Genomic DNA, 18,721 nt, shown 5'->3' with positions numbered 1-18,721 from the left:
GATCCTCCTACTCTACAAAACTTTTAAATAGGAGCGCCTTACGCGTTCCATCTTTTCCAATAAAACAATTAAATTTATGCTTTCCATCTACATAACCAAGTAATTCATCCGAAACTTTCGTATGAAGCGGAATAATATCGCCTTCTTCAATTTGTTCAATCTCACTCATTGTCATTTTCTGCTCACCAATTGCAACGTGAACAGGTTTGTACACTTGATTTACTTTCATTTCCACTTCAGACGTATACTTTTTACGCTTGTCTGAAGAATGTTCGACAATATTTTCAGACGTTAACTTATCCATAATTTCTTCAACAGATAAGAATGGAATCCCGATACGCACCGTCGTATTCCAAAAATCTGTTTTCATATTTACGTTAAGTAATGAAATGATATCGCTCGCTGTCGTAATCTTTAATGCATTCGGATCTGTTTCCGTCGTTACAAATTTCGGTTCAATCGCAACAACACTTTCAAATGATTGCTCTAAATTTTTACAAAGAAGCAAGAATATATTATCAAGCGTTAAAAACTCAAATGCTGTTAACGGTCTGCGCATCGTAAAGTTACGCTTACTATCTCCGCCAAGCCAACATTCATGAATATAAATAACGAATGCTAAATCAATCTCAATAACAATTTCTCCAAGCTCTGGTAAACCGAGATCAATTACGCAATATAAATAATAATCTTTCGGCATTTTCTCCACATATTCACTCGTAAATGGAACTTGCTCAACTGTTGAAGGTTCTAGTTCAATTGGAATACGCATACGCGCTGATAACGTCTGTGACGTCTGCTTTCCAAACGTAGAAGCAATCGCTTGCAAACTACGTAAATGCTCAACACCGAACTTCTCTGGTCTATTAAAATCATACTCTTGAAATTTCTCTTGCTTTCCTGCTTCTTGTGCGAAAGCTGGCATTTCCTCGCCTTCATTTACCGCCTTCAGCAGGGCATCAATTTGCTCTTGGCTTAATTTTTCGCCACTCATGACAATCCCCTTCCCTACCTTTTCAATTCAACGATTTCAACGTACATCTTTCCATTCTTCGTCAAAATCTTTCCGGTTCCAATCTCTTCATTCTCAAGCATAAGACGCACCGTATTTTTCGTTGAATTTTCAAGACGATACAATGTACCTTTCGTAATATGAAGCAGATCTTCAATTTTCTTTTTCGTATTTCCGATTTCAAAATAAATTGTTAACGGAATATCATCTTGTAATTTCAAATCTAGCCAACTCCCATATCATGTTCACGAAAATTTCATGTTCTCTCTATATATGAAACTTCTTATTTTGAAACGTCGATATTTAATATTTTTTTAATATATCCTTGCGTTTCTTTAAATGGCGGTACGCCTCCGTACTTTCTCACATTACCAGGACCAGCATTATAAGAAGCAAGCGCCAATACTAAGTCGCCGTTATTTTTCTTTAAATAACCGCTTAACTCTTTCACGCCACCTTCAATACTTTCAGCTGGTGAAAAGGGATTCTTCACACCCATCTCCTTCACATTCGCTGGCATAAGCTGCATAAGTCCCATCGCACCGGCATGTGACACCGTTTTTGGATTAAAATTAGACTCTACCTCAATCATTTTTTGAATTAACGTTTTCGGAATTCCATATGTACGACTTACACGATCAATAATATCCTCATACTTCCCTTCATTGGAAGAACGTATTTTTTGAATATTATACTTCTTCGTTAATCCCCACGTATCAGCAGCCTCATTTTTCGTTTCTGGGAAACGTCGTTCAAACTCTTTTTGTGCAACTTGCACTTCATCTGCTTTCTTCGTTTCAGCCTTTTCTTCAGGCTTATTCGCTTCCTCTACTTTATTAATAGTTTCTACCGGCTTATTAACAACCGCTTCTATTTTCGTAGATTGTACCGGCTGACTCATATCTTCTATGTTTGCCGGCTGCGTAGTAGCCTTCGTCTCCTTCGCAGGTTCACTCTGCAACTTCTCTTGAAAACGACTACTAACGAATGCTTGTGGACTACTTAGCTTTTGCTGAATTTGCCCTTTCTTATATGCAAGCACTTCTTTTACTATATTTCCAACTATCATAATATCACCTTTTCGGTAAACAAAGATAATCTAATATTAGAGTTTTTTTTTAAAGTTTGCAATAATCCTTTTAATAATTATGTAATAAAAAAATGAATATATTGTTAAAATGTTATTTTTTTATATTTATTAATTCGAATTTTTAGTTGACACCCGTTGTGGCAAGGATTACAATAAATCTCGAAATTGATTTTTTCGCATATTACCGTTTTTCAATTTGCAGAAAAGTCAATATAAAAAAATGGGGGTTTCTTAACATGAGAATTAATACAAACATTAACAGCATGCGTACTCAAGAGTACATGCGCCAAAACCAAGCTAAAATGAGCAACGCTATGGACCGTTTATCAAGCGGTAAACGTATCAACAACGCTTCTGACGATGCAGCAGGTCTTGCAATCGCAACTCGTATGCGTGCTCGTGAAAGCGGATTAAGTGTTGCTGCTAATAATACACAAGACGGTATGGCACTAATCCGTACTGCAGATTCAGCAATGAATTCAGTATCTAACATCTTACTTCGTATGCGTGATATTGCTAACCAATCTGCAAATGAAACAAACACAGATGCGAATAAAATTGCTTTAAACAAAGAGTTTTCTCAATTAAAAGAGCAAATCACTTATATCGCAGAAAACACACAATTTAATGATAAAGATTTACTAAAAGGCGATAACGTTATTAAAATTCAAACACTTGATTCTGATCAAGCCAGCAAACAAATTGATATTAACTTAAGTGCTGTTACCCTGAATAAACTAGGTCTTAATGACGTAAACATTGGTTCTGATAAACTAGAACAAAAAGATTTAGATATTGTTAAAGAAGCAATGTTACGAGTTAAAACTCCAAATGCAAATGCTACAGTTAGGGATAAAGACGTTCAAGATGCTAAAGAAGCATTTGATAAGGTCAAAGGATTTATCACAGACAAAACTCAGGTTACAGCAGTTGAAAATGCATTTGCAGCTTATGCTACGGCAGATACTACAAAAAAAGATGATGCTGCTAAACTTATTGAAACTGCATTTGCTGCTGCCACTTTACCTGCAGCAGGCGCAGCAACTAGTGCAGACGCACTAACTGCTGTTAAACAAATTGATGATGCGTTAACAATGGTTGCTTCTAACCGAGCAACTCTAGGTGCTACATTAAACCGTCTTGACTTTAATGTAAACAACCTTAAGAGCCAATCTTCTGCTATGGCTTCAGCTGCTTCTCAAATCGAAGACGCTGACATGGCGAAAGAAATGTCTGAAATGACTAAGTTCAAAATCTTGAACGAAGCTGGAATCAGCATGCTTTCTCAAGCAAACCAAACTCCACAAATGGTTTCTAAATTATTACAATAAGCCATTTGATTTAGTTTCTTGAATAAACCTCTCTGCTTGCGGAGAGGTTTATTTTTTCTATATAGATAGATTATTTATAAAAGCTTTCTTTTTTATGTGGAAGAGAGTATCCGCGGTGCGTAGAAGCGGTCAGCGCTTATCTTGATCCTCTCTTATGTTAAAACACAAACAGCAAATGAGCATAAGCCTTTTTATCTATCCATAGCCGTTTATTAGCTTTAGAACACTAACTATATCAATCTATAAGGAGTGTCTATTATGCGTATTGGTACGAATGTTTTAAGTATGAATGCTAGGCAGTCGTTGTATGAGAATGAGAAGCGTATGAATGTTGCAATAGAGCATTTGGTGACTGGTAAGAAGTTAAATACTGCTTCTGATAATCCAGCGAATGTTGCGATTGTGACTCGTATGTATGCGAGAGCAAGTGGTATGCGCGTGGCGATTCGTAATAATGAGGATGCGATATCAATGCTTCGCACGGCAGAAGCTGCCCTTCAAACTGTGACGAATATTTTGCAGCGTATGCGTGATTTAGCTGTTCAATCCTCAAACGGTACAAATTCAAATAAAAACCGTCATTCACTAAATAAAGAGTTTCAATCTTTAACAGAACAAATTGGCTATATTGGCGAAACGACCGAGTTTAATGATTTATCCGTATTTGACGGTCAAAACCGCCCTGTTACATTAGACGATATCGGTCATACGGTACATATGACGAAACATATTCCCCCTTCCCCTACACAACATGACATCAAGATTTCAACAGAACAAGAAGCAAGAGCAGCGATTCTTAAAATTGAAGATGCTTTACAAAGTGTGTCACTTCATCGTGCCGACCTTGGTGCTATGATAAATCGTTTACAATTTAATATTGAAAATTTAAATAGTCAAAGTATGGCGTTAACAGATGCTGCATCTCGAATTGAAGATGCAGACATGGCGCAGGAGATGAGTGATTTTTTAAAGTTCAAATTATTGACTGAAGTTGCACTTAGTATGGTTTCACAAGCGAACCAAATTCCGAAAATGGTCTCTAAACTACTACAATTATAAAAATGAATCTTCCTTCTTTGGAACGATTCCATACAAAACAAAAGGGAAATACATATAAACTATGTATCTCCCTTTTATTTTGTACCCAAATTTTATTACTGTGTTACCGTCATAACTTGTCCGCTACGGTCAACCATTATTTTCATTTTTCCGTCTTGTGCATTATATAGCCCGAGTTTATGTAATTCCATTTTACAATCTTGTACGAAAGTTGGTAATTTACGAATTTGATCGATATCAGAACTTGTAATGAAATGAATTAAAAGCTGCGTCATACCTTTAATATCTTGTACAAGCTCTTCTTTCTCTCGTTTTAGCCTTTCATTTTCTAGTTGTAACGACTGCAATTCGCCTTCTAGACTACGTGTATTCTTTGCTTCTCTAGAACGCCCTGCTGCCATGCTAGAAAGCTTATAAATACCTTCCATAAACTGATGTAGTTCGTCTTCTTTCCTTTTACTACATTGATTAATTGTTTCAAAGTTATCAACGATACCAGATATAACTGTTACAAGATTTTTTTCATCCTCTTTATGCTGGATTTCTTCTTTTAATTCGTACTCGTTTTCTTGTTTTCTTGCAACGATTGTCTCTTTTACTGGTATATATTTTCGCTTTCGTCCCGGTTTTTGTTTTTCAATATTTTCAAATGGTATTTCACGTTTTTTCAATTTATAATACGTATTTTGCAATTGACTTTCTGTTTTTTGAAAAAGATTTAGTTCATTTTTACTTACGTATTTTGAAATATTTAAAATGTTTAAACCGTGACGTTGACAAAATTGATACACTTCATACAGTAGCTCTAGTTCAGACTTCAGCCATGTAATTGCTGATTTTTCATATGCTCGCATCCCGCCATTTTTTTCTATATCTATTTGAAATAATACCATTCTATTATGTAAATCAACTAACTCTTCATACTTTATTTGGAATTCTTTTTCTATTTTTTTTAATTCCGCTTCTAGTTGCATATCGTTCATTTTATTATTTGACATGTTTTGTAAAAGACCTAATACATTAATTGCTGTGTGGTGATACATAATCTGTGCCACTCCCCCTCATCCTTTCACAATTCTCATCTGACTCCCATGTCTTTTAAGAAAATAGCAATTTTTACATATCCATATTATAACAGTTCGAAATTATCTGTCAAATAATAAACATACAAAAATGTATAGAAAGTATAAAAATTTGGAAAATGTTTTTTATTAATATGTAAAATTGCATATTAATTACATTTAATTATATTATATGGTATTTTGAATGTTTTTTCACCGAAAAAATTTGCGTTACCACGAAATGTTACTAAAGTAATCAAAAAATACGTTCACTTATATTTTTAAATTAAAAATCTCTAAATAAAGATTATTCACACATACAGCGACAAACACCCAAGAAACCTTTCATTTTTCTACCAGTTTAGAGTATAGAATACTAAAAAGGAATTAGCCATATGTAGCATTGGCTAATTCCTTCCTCTCTCTAACAGAATAGAGTTATAAACCCAGTCTTCAAATCCTCAATCAAAGTCTCACTTCTTCTTACCTAAAACTACTTCATACCTCTGAACTCACATCGCATGAGACTCTATTAAGCACTGAAAACTTCCTTACATAAGTAGTTCCTCTATTCCTACTAAATAGAAAAATGTTATACGCCAGCTCTTCTACTTACCTATAACCACTCCATATCTCTGGTCTCAACATCGCATAGGGCTCTATTAAGCACTGACCGCTCAACACTTAGCTAGAGCTTCTATTCCGGCTAAATAGAAGCTTTTAAAGCACTAACTTATCAACTAAACCAATTAGCTCTTGAATATCTGGCTTACTTACTTGAGCATTTGCTCCTACAGCTTCACCTTTATGGAATAATTCATTTGTAATTAATGAAGAGAAAATAATGACTGGTAAACGATTCATTACTTCACTATCCTTAACCACTTTCGTTAAATGATGTCCATCCATTTTTGGCATTTCAATATCCGTAATTAGCAAGTGAATATGCTCAAACATTTTTTCGCCTTGCTCTTTCGCTAATTTTTCAATTTGCGCTAACGCTTCTGCACCATTGCTAAAGAAGTTCATTTTTGTATATCCAGCTGATGATAATGTTTCTTCTAATATTTGGCGAAGCATCGCTGAATCTTCTGCAATGTAAATTACTTTTTCAGCTCGATCTGTTTTTTGTTCTAATCCTGCAATTGATTTATTGTCATAACCAGTGCCGCTAATTTCACATACAATTTTTTCATAATCTAATAGTAAGATGATTTTTCCATCTAGTTTTACAATACCAGATGTCGTTTCTTCTAGTCCCATAGATAATGAAGCTGGTTCATCAATTTGTTCCCATGAAATACGTTGAATACGATGCACTTCATCAACGCGGAAAATAACTTTCATTTGGTTTAATTCTGAGATGATAAATTTCGTTTGATCAAGTGGCTTTGTTGACTTTAAATTAAGAGCCATCGCTAAGTTAATAACAGGTAAAATTTCACCACGTACTTGAACAACACCTTCAACTGCATGATGAGATTCTGGCACAGTTGTAACAGGGAATGGATTAATGATTTCACGTACTTTCATTACATTAATACTAAATAGGTTTTCACCAACAGTGTACGTAACAATCTCTAATTCATTTGTTCCGCTTTCTAATAAAATACTTTGTGCTTGTGACATAAAGGTGTCGCTCCCCTTCCATTAATTCCGTATATTTAATTATTAAGCTTTATAAAAGAGAAAAAGTCAACTACCTATATAAAAAATATAGATAGTCGAACGATTCATTTTATAAAAAAACAATTAATCTTGTATAAACGAAGCAAGTGCCTCTAATAAAACTTCTTGTGCACCTACAATTTCCGTCGGCATTGCTTCCCATTTTTTCGAAAGCTCTGTCTCTACTCTTATTCTCAGTTCAGAATTCATTTCTGCTAACACATATTCTTTCGTTGCTATATCAACATCAAGTAGCGCGAGTGCATATAATTCCGGGTCATTTATTTTTTCGAATAATCGCTTTAATACTACCGGTGCTATATGTTTTAATTTTTCAATATGAATTTCCTTATCCGAAAATAGTAACTCATATTGAATAAACGTAACATTTTCTTTAATCACTTTAAAATAACAATTATTTTTTTTATCATTCACAAAATAACCGTTTGGATCTGCAATAATACTCTCTACTTTACGAATTAAATCTGGCAAACTATTCGCCGCCATTACAGTCCGCTGCTCAACCTCACTCGGCGAAATGAATGTAACGCGATACTTATTTTGCGCCATCCTCCTCACCTCTCCTTTTATAAAAATCTATCGTCACATTCTATCCAGAAGGCACTGTCCTACTATAAAATGATTATCTCATCTCCAACTATCTCAGTACGCCTTCATAGCTCTATTCTTACAACTAGGAGCTCTTCTGGACCATAACTGTTTATCCACACTAAACTTTGCTTACCTCTTTTTATACTACCCTAGTAACTCTCCATACCTTTGTCCTTACACACCAGTCGAGGCCCTATTAGGCACTAACCGCTCAAAAACAACGCTGGGTCCTCTCGTCAACCCTAAAAAGAGCTTTTTAGATCTTTTTAAGAACTTTTCAATAACTCTATGTTATTAAACCAAAACGCTATCTGCTGATCCGTAATATTTGGCAACATTACAAAAAACTCACGACACTTCATCTCATCCTTAAACAATTGATACTTCCAAACGCTATCGCTACTACCAACACTTATGAAATAAAACTCATGGATACGGCCAATGATTGCTTGTTTTTCGCCAAATGAATACGGTGGCACTTGCTTAATTTCAAATTGATCTGGTAAATATACATGCTCTTCTCGTTCTATTTTTAATACTTGCTCGGCAAGTTCACGTTTATTTTCGAAAAAAGGCAATTGTAAAATTCGCTCTTGTCTTGTCATACGAATAAAAAACCCTTTCTACTCCATTACATTTTTTCCATGCGATATATTATCGAATTAAGTTTACAACTTCATTTAATACTTCATCTGAAACTTTAATTACTTTCGCATTTCCTTGGAATCCGCGTTGGTATAACATTAAGTCAACGAATTCTACAGATAAATCTACGTTAGCACCTTCTTGTGCACCACCGCGTACTTTACCTGCACCGTTTTGACCAGATGTACCAAGAGCTAAAATACCTGTTGTATTCGTTGCTGTATAGTTACCATTACCTGTTTTCATTAGTCCGCCTTCGTTCGGGAACATCGCAACAGCTAATTGACCTGCAGATTTCATACTTCCATCAGAATATTTTACCATTACGTATCCACCGTCAGCAATGAAGCAATCTTTAACCGTCGCTGCTGCTCTACCATCTACGTCTGTTACTGATAATGTTTTATCTGTTGGATGATTTGTTAAATGGCTTAAGTCTAATTTTATAGAACCGCCATCAAATGGAATATTGGCTCCTTGCTCTTTCGGATTTGGATTTCCAACAGCATCAAATGTCATATTACCACCTGCACCTGGAACATCTTTAAACTCTGTTTCTTTTTTCGAGTCATTGCGCATTTGTACTTTATATGTATAGTTATGTTCACTCGTTTGTTTAAACTCTACACGCATTGTCCATGTATTCCCCGCATTATCATATACAGGTAAATCTTGTGTAATTTGTTTTTCACCAGTTGGAATATTCCCTTTAATTGTCCCTTTCGATGTTCGAATACCACCAATTGCTGTTCCCATTGGAATTTGCAACGGTCCTGGAATTCCAGATAAATCAACTTCACCAGTTGCCTCATTTGCAGGGTAGGCAAATACGTATTGACCTTCAGTATTCGTAATATAGTAATCTGAAGATATCCCAAACGTACCTTTACGAGTAAATTCCATATTTCCGCCTTTTGAATCACCTACAACGAAGAAACCATTCCCTTCCATTGCTGCTTGTGTTTTGCCACCTGTTAACGTAATTGTACCATCACTATAATCCGTAACCGTACCACTCATTTTCACACCGTTACCAATACTTTTCGGATTCGTTCCTGCGTATTTACCGTCACCTTTTGCACCAATCGAATTGTTATATAGTAAATCATCAAACATTGCTTTTTGTTTTTTATAACCTACTGTTTGTGCATTGGCAATATTATTTGAAGTTACACTTAATGCATTTTGTGTTGCATTCATCCCTGTAATACTTGTATATAACGCTTTAATCATAACGTATGGACACTCCTTATGAATTTGTAGTTTTTACTTCTTCAGTTACTTTTTGATCGTCTTTCTTTGCGTCTTCTGGATTCGTTTCCCCAATCGGTTTATCAGACACTCTCTCAACGAAACGAAGAGAGACAACTTTATTATTAATAACGAGCTGTACATCGTTATTTTCCGCAAGACGAACCGTTTCTACTTGACCGGTTACTTTGTTTCCGTCACCGTCAACACCTCTTACGTATTTCCCTAAAAACTTCATTCCACCATCAAGTGCTGTTGAATACATCGTTGATTGCAGCTTATCTACTGCTTTCGTCATATTCTGTACTTGTTCCATAAGAGATAACTGCGCTGTCTGATTCATCATTTGATTCATATCCATCGCATTAAATGGATCTTGATGTTGGAAACTTGATAAAAACAATTTTAAGAAATCATCTTTCCCCATTACCCCAGGAGTCTTTTGCGCTCCTGCTGAAACTCCATTACTTTGTTGCACTGGCGATTGTACACCATTAACAGGTACATTACTTTTTTGCGCTCCTGCTTGTAACGGAATATGATTTGTACTCGTTGTATTTAATCCAACTGTTGGCACGCTTTATTCCTCCAATAATCCCGCAAATTCTGTTGATTGTTGTTTTTCATGATTTGTATTTGCTAATTTCTGTTTTTGCCTTTGCTCTTGTTCTCGCTGTTCTTTGCGATTTTCATCTTTATCTGAATAGCTAATTTGAATATTGATTTCTTTTTCTTTTAACTTTAATCTCAATTCATCAAAAATGATTTCAACACGTTTTTTCGCATCGTGTTTTTCCATTTCTACGTGAACGTCAATTTGATCTCCGTGTTTTTTCATAAACACTGTTAATGTACCAAGTTTTTCTGGATTTAACTGGAATAAAACACGTTCTTGTTTCACTACAAATTTTTGCAGCGCTTCTACTTGCGCTTCCATTTTCTTTCCTAAGTCAGGTAATGAAACTTTCTCAGCACCACTATTTGATTTCCCTATTTGTTCGGTACTCGTCGTTTTATTTAATAATTCTGCACCTGCAGAGCTCGAATCGTTTAATGCATCAACTTCTGGCAACTCTACCTTTGCATCATCGCTCTCAAGTTTCGGAAGATCTACCTCTTTAAACTCTTCTTGTTCCTTTGCAATATTACAAGTTTCTGTTTCTACAACCTTCAATGCTTGCATCGTTTGCTCTGGCATCTTCATTTTGTCTAATACCATTTGCATTGTATCTTCTAAACATATAGCATTTTTGATATTCATATTTGAAAGAAGTTCTTGTAATTGTTGTAATTCAGCTGCAGGTAATTCATTAAGTTTAATATTGCCATATTCTTTATATAGCTCTTGTATTTTTTGTATGTATTGATATAACAATTCCGGCTGCACATGTAATTGCTCAATTGCAACCATTTGCTCAGATACAGCTAATAACAACTGTTCTGTCTCTTTTTTTTCTTCTTTCTTTACAATAGGTTCTTCTTCCGTTACCGATTTTTTAGAAAGAATATAATCTTTTCTCTCTTCTTTTGGTGCTTCTTCTCGTTTCGTTTTCTCCGTTTGCGGCTGTTTTTTATTTTCCATTCTCATCGTACGATCGAATGAAGAATCTTCATTTTTTGATTGTACTTCTAGCCCTTTTTCTTTTTGCGGAGGTAAACTTTGTTGCACCGGTAATACAGACTGTATCACTACATTCACCTCATCCATTCATACACATTTTCAAATCCAGAAGCATTTTTTCTTCCAGCTTTTCTTGTGCTTTCGCAAGCTTTTTGCAATCTTCTTGATACATCTCATCAATGACACGTTCTTTTTCTTTTACTTGCTCTAAAAGGCTTTCATTTTTTTGAATAAAACCTTCCGTTTTTTTAATTTTTCGATTCCATTCTTCTATTCTTTCAGGTGAAAACGTATGTGAAGAAAGCATGCCAGCCATAATACGTTGCCCAGTTTGTACGACTTTACTACGCGATTTCACAACATATAAATCATATTCTTTTTTTTGTTCTATTTTTCTTTTTTCAGCTGTTAATTCATACACTTCTTTTAAAATATGTTCTTTTTCTTGGTTTATTTGCAATTTTATTGTGTCGTACTGCTGTTTATCCACCTGTTTTCATAACTCCTTTCTATTATAACGTTCTCTTTTTCTATTATATAGTTTTTTCCCAAAAAAATCTGTGAAATATTAAAAAACAAGAAAATAAGACCTCTTGGGCAGAGGCCTTATACTATATGCTGTATCGCTTCAACGATATCATCAAATTGGAAACTATCCGATCGACCTTGCTTTAAAAATGTATTTATGCCTTCTACTTTATTTTTACATTCAAAAATATAAGCATTTTCTTCATTTTCTTGAATCGTTCCTAGCTTAAAATACAATTCATTTTCTTTATAAATTGATAAAATCTTTCTCATTTCATTTGCAAGTTGCCAATGATGTGGCGAAACAATTTCTTCCATAATCCTACTTACTGAATCTAATACTGAAATTGCAGGGTAATGACTAAGCGTTGCAAGCTCACGCTTTAATACGATATGTCCATCTAAAATACCACGTGCTAAATCTGGTACAGGACCATTTAAATCATCCCCATCAACAAGCACCGTATAAATACCTGTTATAGATCCCTTTTGTGTTTTTCCGGACCGCTCTAACAACTTCTTCATATAACTTTCCATTAACAGTGTTTTACCACCAATCGGTAACTCTTTAACAGCAATATCAACACTTCTTCGTGCATCGGCAAAACGAGTAACAGAGTCCATCATAAGTAATACGTTATTACCTTGATCACGGAAGTATTCAGCAATAGACGTTGCGAGTTTCGCTGCACGAAGTTGCATAAGATGACTTTCATCTGACGTCGCTACAACAACGACGCTTTTTCGCATACCTTCCTCGCCTAACTCTTTTCGAATAAAGTCTTTTACTTCCCGGCCACGTTCCCCTACTAAACTAATAACGTTTATATCAGCTTTTGCATTTTTTGCTATCATTCCAAGTAAAGTTGATTTACCAACACCTGACCCAGCAAAAATACCAATCTTTTGACCGATACCAATTGTTAGCATAGAATCAATTGATTTTATTCCTGTTTCAAATACATCGGTAATCTCTTCACGTTCAAATGCATGTATAGGTGGTGCATCTAGTTTTATTTTCTGTAATGGAATGTTTTCAGCTTCCTCATTTAACACTTCACCATTTGCACTTAACACTTTTCCGAGCAAGTGATTACCACGTGGTACAACAACATCTTCTGAAACTAGTGTCACTGAATCTCCATAACATACTTTTTCTGTCTGTTCAAATGGAAGTAGCATATTATTTTCTTTTTCAATGGCAATCACTTCACATAAGACGTTATGTTCTCCAACGAAGCAAACATCTCCAATCTTCGCTTTCGGCCCTTTTGCTACGAAAAACTGTTCTTGTACACTATGAACTTTGCCTACTTTCGTATACAGCGGTGTTTCAATGAACTTATTCCATTTTTCGTTCTCATTCATTAACAGGCGGCTCATACATTTTGCTCCTCAAATAACTTCTCTTCTTCCCATTTCTGACGAAGTTTCGCAAATATAGGTGCAAATTTAAATTCAAAGAACTCTTTCTCTTCTTCCAGAACAAATTCACCAAACTGCAGGGAGAAATCATATTTCCATTCTACTAATTGTAGTAACCAATATTCTTTCGTATTCTCCTTCTCTTCTTGAATACGTTCAAACGTTTCTGGATGTACTGTAATGATTAATTTTTCAAACGAAGTTGGCAATGTTTGCACGATGCCAGTTAAAATAGGTAACACATCAAGCAATCGTGAATCTACCGCTTGATTCACGATTTTTTCTGCTAAATGAAATGACTGATCCCATAATAACTCTGTCCATTCATATGCTATTTCTTGTTGTTCTTTTTGAAACTGCACACGCGCTGCTTCCATCTGTTCCATTTGCTTATGAATATGCATTTGAAATTGTTCTTTATCTTGTAATAACTGCTGACGCTCTCGTTCTAGCATTTGCTGCTCTTGCCTTAGCTGATGCATTTCCATATGTAATGATTCTTGCTGGGCGCGGAGTTCTGCATGATCAGCTTGTAATTCTTCCTCTTCTATTTGAACTGAAGCTGGTTTTGGAAATTGTAATTCATACGTTTCTTCAGAAAAAGAAACAGAATTCTTCGGAATTCTGTTTTTAAATAAGGACATCCTCTTCACCTCTTTGAACGATAATTCTTCCTTCTTTCTCTAGCTTTTTCACTGTACCAGTGATCGTTTGCTGCGCTTTTTCAGCATCCGTCATCTTAAGCGGTCCTAAGCCATCTAATTCTTCTAGAATCATCTCTTTACGGTTTGAAGACATACATGTAAATAATTTCTCTTTAATTTCTTCTTTTGCAATTTTAAGTGCTTTCGCAAGAACACCGTTATCTGTAATTTCTTCTAATACACGGCGAAGCGCAAGATCTTCAAGACCAAGTAAGTCTTCAAAGACAAACATATTTTCTTTAATTTTCTCAGATAACTCATAATCGACTTCATCCAGCTTTTGAAAGACTGTTTTTTCAACACCTCGTGAAACATTATTTAAAATATTTACGATTGTTTTCAAGCCATCAGTTTTATTAATTGCACTAAATGCCATATTATTTAATTTCGATTTTAACAACTCACCAATTTGATTAATTAATTCACCATCAACTTGTTCTAGTTTCGCTATACCCATTACCGTTTCAACGCGCTTATGATCTGGCAATCTCTCAATTAATTGAGACGCAAGTTGCGGTTTAATATAAGAAGCGATAATTGCAATTGTTTGTGGTGACTCATCATTAAGCACTGTAAGAAGTGGCTCTAAATCTGTAAGTGAATTTAAGAACTCAAACGGATTATCTTTGTTATACCAAAGATCTTCCAATAATTTTTCCAGTTCGTCTTCTGGCATGTTTTTAAATATGCGACGAATGTATTCTTTATCTGGAGTGACTAAGTTCAATTCTTTTACATTTAGTTCATATAAGAACTCTCCTAGTACATTTTCTAACGTTTCTGGTTTGTATACACGAAACTTTGCGATTTCACGAAGTAATACTTCTTTTTCCTCAGCTGTCATATATTCAATGACTTTTGCTGCCACCCCTTCTTCTAATGTACGAATAAGGATGGCAGCTTTTTCTTTGGAGGAGATTTCATCTAACATCGTTGTTCCTCCCTTACTGTCCGTTTAACCATTTTTTAATTACTTTTGCAGTTCCTTCTACATGTTCTTTCGTAGCATCCTGCACTTGTTCATCTAACGTTGGTTCTTTCGGTTCTTCTGGTTCAGGTTTTGGCTCTGGCACTATTTTTTCTTCAGGAATTTCCAAGATACTTTCATTACTTGCAGCAATTTCCTCTTCTGCTAAGTATTCTTCATATTCCTCTTCTTCTTTCTTTCTCTTACGTCTTGCTAATAAGAACCACACTAGGCCACCAATCGCTAATAAGCCAGCTGTAATTCCACCGAATAACCACCAGTTCATACCACTTTTTTCTGGCTCTTTCTCTTTTTCGGCTTTCGGCTGATCGAACTGAACAGTTACAACGTTAACTTGACCATTTATAAAGTTACCGTTCGGATCAGCTTGAAGTCCTGCCGCTGTTCCGATTGCTTCTTTAAAAGTTGTCATATCAATTCTACGTTTTACTAGCGTATCATTATCTACCCATACAACAACATTTGTTTTCGTTAATTCTGGGTGTTTCTTAATTGTTTCAACCGTTTTATCTATTTCATAGTTTTCAATTTTGTTACCATTTTTATTATCATAGACAACTTTACCATTTTGATTATTGTTCGTACCGTAGTTTGGCACTTCACCGTTTGCTGTAATACCAGCACCTTGCTTCGGATCTGCCCCTTCTTGCGCAGTAGAGCTTTCCTCTTGCTCTTGTTTACTACGAAGTACACCTTTATCACCATACTTTTCTGACTGACGTGTAACTTCATCGTAGTTTACAGACACTTTCGTATTCACTTTATATTCATTCGGCTTAAACATCGTCATTAACGTTGCATCAATGTCTTGCTTTAATTTACCTTCAAGTTGGTGCTGCATCTCTACTTCTTTCTCGTAAGAAGAGGAACTACTAGAATGTGCTTCATCTGTCCCTTTTGAGATAACACCTTTTTTACTATCAATAACACTTACTTCTTCTGCCTTCACACCAGGAACTGCTGCACTAATCATTTGCTGTATACCTGCAACTTGATCAGCTGTTAACAATTGGCCACGCTTTACTCCAACCGTAATCGCCGCTGTTCCTTTTGCTTTTTCTTCATCAAAAATTGTCTCTTTTTCAGGCAATGTAATTTGAACATTTGCCGTTTCAACTGTTGCAAAGTTTCTTACAATATCTTGCTCCAATTGCTTCTTCGTACCGACAATTTGCTTCATTTTTTTATCTTGCTCACTTGAACCGAGCGAGCTTTCTAATAAAATTTCCTCACCGCTTTTAGAATTAAACGGTAAGCCCATCCCATTCATTTCTTTTCGAACCCATGGAGCATCATTCTTTTGCACACGAATCGAACCATCGGCCGCTAATTGATAATCGACACCTAACTTCGATAATTCTGCTGTAATCTCTTGTTTATCTGCATCATTTAAATTTTGATATACAACAACATATTTATCTGGCAAGGTGAAGTATAAAAGTGCTCCTGTTACAATCGCTAAAAGCGCAGCACCAATTACTAACTTATGCCACGTTTTTAATGATTGGATAACATTTTTCATCTTTTCCATTTAAACACACCCGTCCACTTTCCTAAATTTGCATATTAATTAGTGACTTATAATTTTCAATAAGATTATCACGTACGAGAGCAGCCGTTTTCATTTGAGACTCAGCTTTCTTTTGCTGAATTAAAACGTCATGTGTTTCTCCTACCCCTTTAGTTAGTAAATCATATACTGCTGTTTGTGCATTGTTTTGCGTTTGATTCATATCTTCCAATAAATCAATAAACTTTTTCTCCGGAGCTACAGATGTTTGAGAAGTTTTCGGTGCACCAATTGACTGAATTGCTCCAAATGGTTGTGTATGTAACATTGGTTGGATTTTCATATTACTATCTTCCCCCTTATCCTCGGCCGATTTCTAAATCTTTATCAAGCATTTTTTTATTTGCATTTAATACACTCGTATTCGCTTCATACATTTTTTGAGCAACCATTACATTCGTCATTTCAGCAGTTACATCAATATTTGGATAACGTACATATCCTTCTTCATTTGCGTGCGGATGCGTCGGATCATACACTAAATTTTCCGTTTTGTCTGCTTCAATACTTTTTATTTTCACTCCGTTAGTAGGAGACCCATCTAACATACTTGCAAAACTATTGTTTGATTCTAGCACCACACTACGACGCTCATATAAATCTGTCCCCGGAGCCGCCGTTGTATTTGCATTTACAATATTGTTAGAAGTAACTTCCATCCACTTTCTCGCTGTCGTTAGCCCTGAGCCACTTGCATTAATTGCCTGAAACATTCGTTGTCTCTCCTTCTACTTTTAACGTCCGCGTGCCGCTTGGTTAATTGCATATTGTGTATTAATTGCGTTAATTGAAATACCGTATAACTGATTTGTTTTCATTAAATCTAGCATTTCTGTCGTTACATCCACACTATTTCCGTCTTTATTCGTTTGCATTGATTTTGTTTGAATCTTTGCATATGTATTTTTCGTATTTACTGTCGGCAAGTGCATTTCATTCGTTTGATATAAATCTGGATTGCTCTTTAAATCAGCCGCATTGTTTTTATATAATGCACTACTTTTTTTCATCTGCTCAGCAAATGTTACATCTTGTGCTTTATAGCCAGGTGTATTTGCATTTGCAATATTACTAGAAACAGTATTTCGTTTCGTCACTAAATAATTCATATAATGGCTTACATCACTCACTAAATCTGGCATATTCCACACCCTTCCTTTTCTAACGTAATGATCCACTGATAGAAGTTTCACTTCATTATTTATTTTCTTATATGCATTTATTAAAATATTTACTATTATGTACCCTTACATATTTTATTCCATTTTTTCATTGTTGTCTTTAGAAAAATACAAAAATATAAAAAAGAATACAAAAAAACTGTATACACATAGTAATCTATAGAACATTTCAATATATAAACTACAAACTAAAGTCCATTTTTCTATTATTTAGATTACTATGATTTTTTCATCACAGTCATAAAATGAAACCTCAATCAGCGGAGTTCTTTATGTAAACGAAGGAATAGACCCCCTTTTAAAAGGGGAATCTGTTTCCAAACGTTATTATTAATATTTACCGTAAAATGAATTAGCCTTCATTCGCCCATCATTTGTCATAATCATTTCTTCCAAAATCTTTTGCTTATCCCGAATATGCTGAGCGGCCTTAATAATGAACGGGCTTACTTCTGCCGCAACTTGCGCACGCGTTTCTTCATCCAATGTCATCATCCAGCGATTTAACATCTCACTCTTCTCAGCAAACTCTCTGTCTGACACTTGCAATTCACCGATTTCATTAAAACAGCTGACAAACGTCCGATAAATATCATTGTTCATTTTCAAGTGCTCCGCGGTAACCGTCTATTAAATCTTGTAACACTTTCACAATTGCATCAATCTCTTTCGCTTCACGCGTTACTTTCATCGTTTGAATTTGAATGCTAATCCAATCATATAAACCATAGAGACTATCATATAAATCTTTCGTAATTTCAGGATTTAATTGAAGCTTTAGTTCTTCAAAAATACGTTCTAATTTTTCAAGAAGTGCGTCCCCTTCTTGTAGTTTAAAAGTATGTAAAAGTTCTTCTAAATTACGAAACTCTACAATACATCTTTCATAAATATAAATTGTATTTTTAATCGGATTACTCGTCATAATATCATTTTGCATATAACGTTGCCATGCTTGCATACGATCACTTCCTC

Annotated in this window: 22 protein-coding genes; 2 read left to right on the top strand and 20 right to left on the bottom strand. The window is 35.1% G+C overall.

From position 1 onward, the window contains the following. Window positions 1-7: 7 nt before the first annotated feature. The 3 genes from fliM to MHB52_RS09000 all read right to left on the bottom strand — a co-directional run bounded on the left by fliM (window position 8) and on the right by MHB52_RS09000 (window position 2,081). Complete coding sequence (fliM, locus tag MHB52_RS09010; protein ID WP_000012356.1) at window positions 8-994, bottom strand: flagellar motor switch protein FliM; 987 nt, start codon at window positions 992-994, stop codon at window positions 8-10. Window positions 995-1,008: 14 nt separating this feature from the next. Further along, on the bottom strand, window positions 1,009-1,233 hold the full coding sequence (locus tag MHB52_RS09005; protein ID WP_000775712.1) for a flagellar motor switch protein FliN: 225 nt from the start codon (window positions 1,231-1,233) through the stop codon (window positions 1,009-1,011). 62 nt (window positions 1,234-1,295) lie between these two features. Continuing rightward, window positions 1,296-2,081, bottom strand: coding sequence for a lytic transglycosylase domain-containing protein (locus MHB52_RS09000; RefSeq protein ID WP_061663682.1), 786 nt, complete (start codon window positions 2,079-2,081; stop codon window positions 1,296-1,298). A gap of 257 nt (window positions 2,082-2,338) precedes the next feature. Here MHB52_RS09000 and MHB52_RS08995 point away from each other — a divergent pair, with 257 nt between their 5' ends. Further along, complete coding sequence (locus MHB52_RS08995; protein WP_061663683.1) at window positions 2,339-3,433, top strand: flagellin N-terminal helical domain-containing protein; 1,095 nt, start codon at window positions 2,339-2,341, stop codon at window positions 3,431-3,433. 258 nt (window positions 3,434-3,691) lie between these two features. After that, window positions 3,692-4,492: a flagellin N-terminal helical domain-containing protein gene (locus tag MHB52_RS08990; RefSeq protein ID WP_061663684.1), complete on the top strand. Its 801-nt coding sequence runs from the start codon at window positions 3,692-3,694 to the stop codon at window positions 4,490-4,492. A 95-nt stretch (window positions 4,493-4,587) separates the two neighbouring features. Here the strand turns inward: MHB52_RS08990 and MHB52_RS08985 are convergent, their stop codons facing one another. From MHB52_RS08985 to MHB52_RS08905, 17 genes are all read right to left on the bottom strand, one after another. Next, window positions 4,588-5,535: a DNA-binding domain-containing protein gene (locus tag MHB52_RS08985; RefSeq protein ID WP_061663685.1), complete on the bottom strand. Its 948-nt coding sequence runs from the start codon at window positions 5,533-5,535 to the stop codon at window positions 4,588-4,590. Between the two features lie 738 nt (window positions 5,536-6,273). Then, window positions 6,274-7,182: a chemotaxis protein gene (locus tag MHB52_RS08980; protein WP_000075943.1), complete on the bottom strand. Its 909-nt coding sequence runs from the start codon at window positions 7,180-7,182 to the stop codon at window positions 6,274-6,276. 123 nt (window positions 7,183-7,305) lie between these two features. After that, entirely contained in the window at window positions 7,306-7,791 is a 486-nt protein-coding gene (locus MHB52_RS08975) for a hypothetical protein (RefSeq protein WP_000068301.1), read from the bottom strand. Between the two features lie 308 nt (window positions 7,792-8,099). Further along, on the bottom strand, window positions 8,100-8,438 hold the full coding sequence (locus MHB52_RS08970) for a DUF3964 family protein (protein WP_000198172.1): 339 nt from the start codon (window positions 8,436-8,438) through the stop codon (window positions 8,100-8,102). Between the two features lie 49 nt (window positions 8,439-8,487). Continuing rightward, complete coding sequence (locus MHB52_RS08965) at window positions 8,488-9,711, bottom strand: flagellar hook protein FlgE (RefSeq protein WP_000588321.1); 1,224 nt, start codon at window positions 9,709-9,711, stop codon at window positions 8,488-8,490. 16 nt (window positions 9,712-9,727) lie between these two features. Further along, complete coding sequence (locus MHB52_RS08960) at window positions 9,728-10,306, bottom strand: flagellar hook assembly protein FlgD (RefSeq protein ID WP_001143462.1); 579 nt, start codon at window positions 10,304-10,306, stop codon at window positions 9,728-9,730. A 3-nt stretch (window positions 10,307-10,309) separates the two neighbouring features. After that, window positions 10,310-11,419: a flagellar hook-length control protein FliK gene (locus MHB52_RS08955; RefSeq protein ID WP_016117521.1), complete on the bottom strand. Its 1,110-nt coding sequence runs from the start codon at window positions 11,417-11,419 to the stop codon at window positions 10,310-10,312. Between the two features lie 10 nt (window positions 11,420-11,429). Then, entirely contained in the window at window positions 11,430-11,840 is a 411-nt protein-coding gene (locus MHB52_RS08950) for a hypothetical protein (protein WP_000360855.1), read from the bottom strand. Window positions 11,841-11,956: 116 nt separating this feature from the next. Next, entirely contained in the window at window positions 11,957-13,261 is a 1,305-nt protein-coding gene (gene fliI / locus MHB52_RS08945; RefSeq protein ID WP_000088693.1) for a flagellar protein export ATPase FliI, read from the bottom strand. Continuing rightward, window positions 13,258-13,947: a FliH/SctL family protein gene (locus tag MHB52_RS08940; RefSeq protein WP_061663686.1), complete on the bottom strand. Its 690-nt coding sequence runs from the start codon at window positions 13,945-13,947 to the stop codon at window positions 13,258-13,260. The genes fliI and MHB52_RS08940 overlap by 4 nt, the downstream gene beginning before the upstream one ends. Then, window positions 13,934-14,938 (bottom strand): flagellar motor switch protein FliG, encoded by a 1,005-nt coding sequence (gene fliG, locus MHB52_RS08935; RefSeq protein WP_000883364.1) that lies wholly within the window; start codon window positions 14,936-14,938, stop codon window positions 13,934-13,936. The genes MHB52_RS08940 and fliG overlap by 14 nt, the downstream gene beginning before the upstream one ends. Window positions 14,939-14,951: 13 nt before the next feature. After that, entirely contained in the window at window positions 14,952-16,526 is a 1,575-nt protein-coding gene (locus MHB52_RS08930; protein ID WP_061663687.1) for a flagellar M-ring protein FliF C-terminal domain-containing protein, read from the bottom strand. Window positions 16,527-16,548: 22 nt separating this feature from the next. Further along, window positions 16,549-16,848: a flagellar hook-basal body complex protein FliE gene (fliE, locus tag MHB52_RS08925; protein WP_000701670.1), complete on the bottom strand. Its 300-nt coding sequence runs from the start codon at window positions 16,846-16,848 to the stop codon at window positions 16,549-16,551. Between the two features lie 16 nt (window positions 16,849-16,864). Next, a complete protein-coding gene (gene flgC / locus MHB52_RS08920) occupies window positions 16,865-17,278 on the bottom strand; it encodes a flagellar basal body rod protein FlgC (RefSeq protein ID WP_000484686.1) in 414 nt (137 codons plus the stop codon). Window positions 17,279-17,299: 21 nt separating this feature from the next. After that, the gene (gene flgB, locus MHB52_RS08915; RefSeq protein WP_370940957.1) at window positions 17,300-17,758 is read right to left on the bottom strand and encodes a flagellar basal body rod protein FlgB; all 459 of its coding nucleotides are present in this window, start codon (window positions 17,756-17,758) and stop codon (window positions 17,300-17,302) included. A gap of 318 nt (window positions 17,759-18,076) precedes the next feature. Beyond that, window positions 18,077-18,349, bottom strand: a complete 273-nt coding sequence (locus tag MHB52_RS08910; protein ID WP_001058088.1) for a hypothetical protein — start codon at window positions 18,347-18,349, stop codon at window positions 18,077-18,079. Continuing rightward, entirely contained in the window at window positions 18,339-18,707 is a 369-nt protein-coding gene (locus tag MHB52_RS08905; protein WP_061663688.1) for a flagellar export chaperone FliS, read from the bottom strand. Before MHB52_RS08905 ends, MHB52_RS08910 begins: the two co-directional genes overlap by 11 nt. Window positions 18,708-18,721 lie beyond the last annotated feature (14 nt).

Source organism: Bacillus sp. FSL K6-0073, from assembly GCF_038006085.1.
In the GTDB taxonomy this organism is placed as follows: Bacteria; Bacillota; Bacilli; order Bacillales; family Bacillaceae_G; genus Bacillus_A; species Bacillus_A cereus.
The sequence above is the reverse complement of the archived record's forward strand: the minus strand, read 5'-3'. Positions and strand labels throughout refer to the sequence as shown.

What these genes read in the sequence shown, in the direction of transcription:
- fliM (WP_000012356.1), bottom strand. Translation starts at nt 994, where the DNA reads ATGAGTGGCGAAAAATTAAGCCAAGAGCAAATTGATGCCCTGCTGAAG.
- MHB52_RS09000 (WP_061663682.1), bottom strand. Translation starts at nt 2,081, where the DNA reads ATGATAGTTGGAAATATAGTAAAAGAAGTGCTTGCATATAAGAAAGGG.
- MHB52_RS08995 (WP_061663683.1), top strand. Translation starts at nt 2,339, where the DNA reads ATGAGAATTAATACAAACATTAACAGCATGCGTACTCAAGAGTACATG.
- MHB52_RS08990 (WP_061663684.1), top strand. Translation starts at nt 3,692, where the DNA reads ATGCGTATTGGTACGAATGTTTTAAGTATGAATGCTAGGCAGTCGTTG.
- MHB52_RS08985 (WP_061663685.1), bottom strand. Translation starts at nt 5,535, where the DNA reads ATGTATCACCACACAGCAATTAATGTATTAGGTCTTTTACAAAACATG.
- MHB52_RS08980 (WP_000075943.1), bottom strand. Translation starts at nt 7,182, where the DNA reads ATGTCACAAGCACAAAGTATTTTATTAGAAAGCGGAACAAATGAATTA.
- MHB52_RS08975 (WP_000068301.1), bottom strand. Translation starts at nt 7,791, where the DNA reads ATGGCGCAAAATAAGTATCGCGTTACATTCATTTCGCCGAGTGAGGTT.
- MHB52_RS08970 (WP_000198172.1), bottom strand. Translation starts at nt 8,438, where the DNA reads ATGACAAGACAAGAGCGAATTTTACAATTGCCTTTTTTCGAAAATAAA.
- MHB52_RS08965 (WP_000588321.1), bottom strand. Translation starts at nt 9,711, where the DNA reads ATGATTAAAGCGTTATATACAAGTATTACAGGGATGAATGCAACACAA.
- fliI (WP_000088693.1), bottom strand. Translation starts at nt 13,261, where the DNA reads ATGAGCCGCCTGTTAATGAATGAGAACGAAAAATGGAATAAGTTCATT.
- MHB52_RS08940 (WP_061663686.1), bottom strand. Translation starts at nt 13,947, where the DNA reads ATGTCCTTATTTAAAAACAGAATTCCGAAGAATTCTGTTTCTTTTTCT.
- fliG (WP_000883364.1), bottom strand. Translation starts at nt 14,938, where the DNA reads ATGTTAGATGAAATCTCCTCCAAAGAAAAAGCTGCCATCCTTATTCGT.
- MHB52_RS08930 (WP_061663687.1), bottom strand. Translation starts at nt 16,526, where the DNA reads ATGGAAAAGATGAAAAATGTTATCCAATCATTAAAAACGTGGCATAAG.
- fliE (WP_000701670.1), bottom strand. Translation starts at nt 16,848, where the DNA reads ATGAAAATCCAACCAATGTTACATACACAACCATTTGGAGCAATTCAG.
- flgC (WP_000484686.1), bottom strand. Translation starts at nt 17,278, where the DNA reads ATGTTTCAGGCAATTAATGCAAGTGGCTCAGGGCTAACGACAGCGAGA.
- MHB52_RS08910 (WP_001058088.1), bottom strand. Translation starts at nt 18,349, where the DNA reads ATGAACAATGATATTTATCGGACGTTTGTCAGCTGTTTTAATGAAATC.
- MHB52_RS08905 (WP_061663688.1), bottom strand. Translation starts at nt 18,707, where the DNA reads ATGCAAGCATGGCAACGTTATATGCAAAATGATATTATGACGAGTAAT.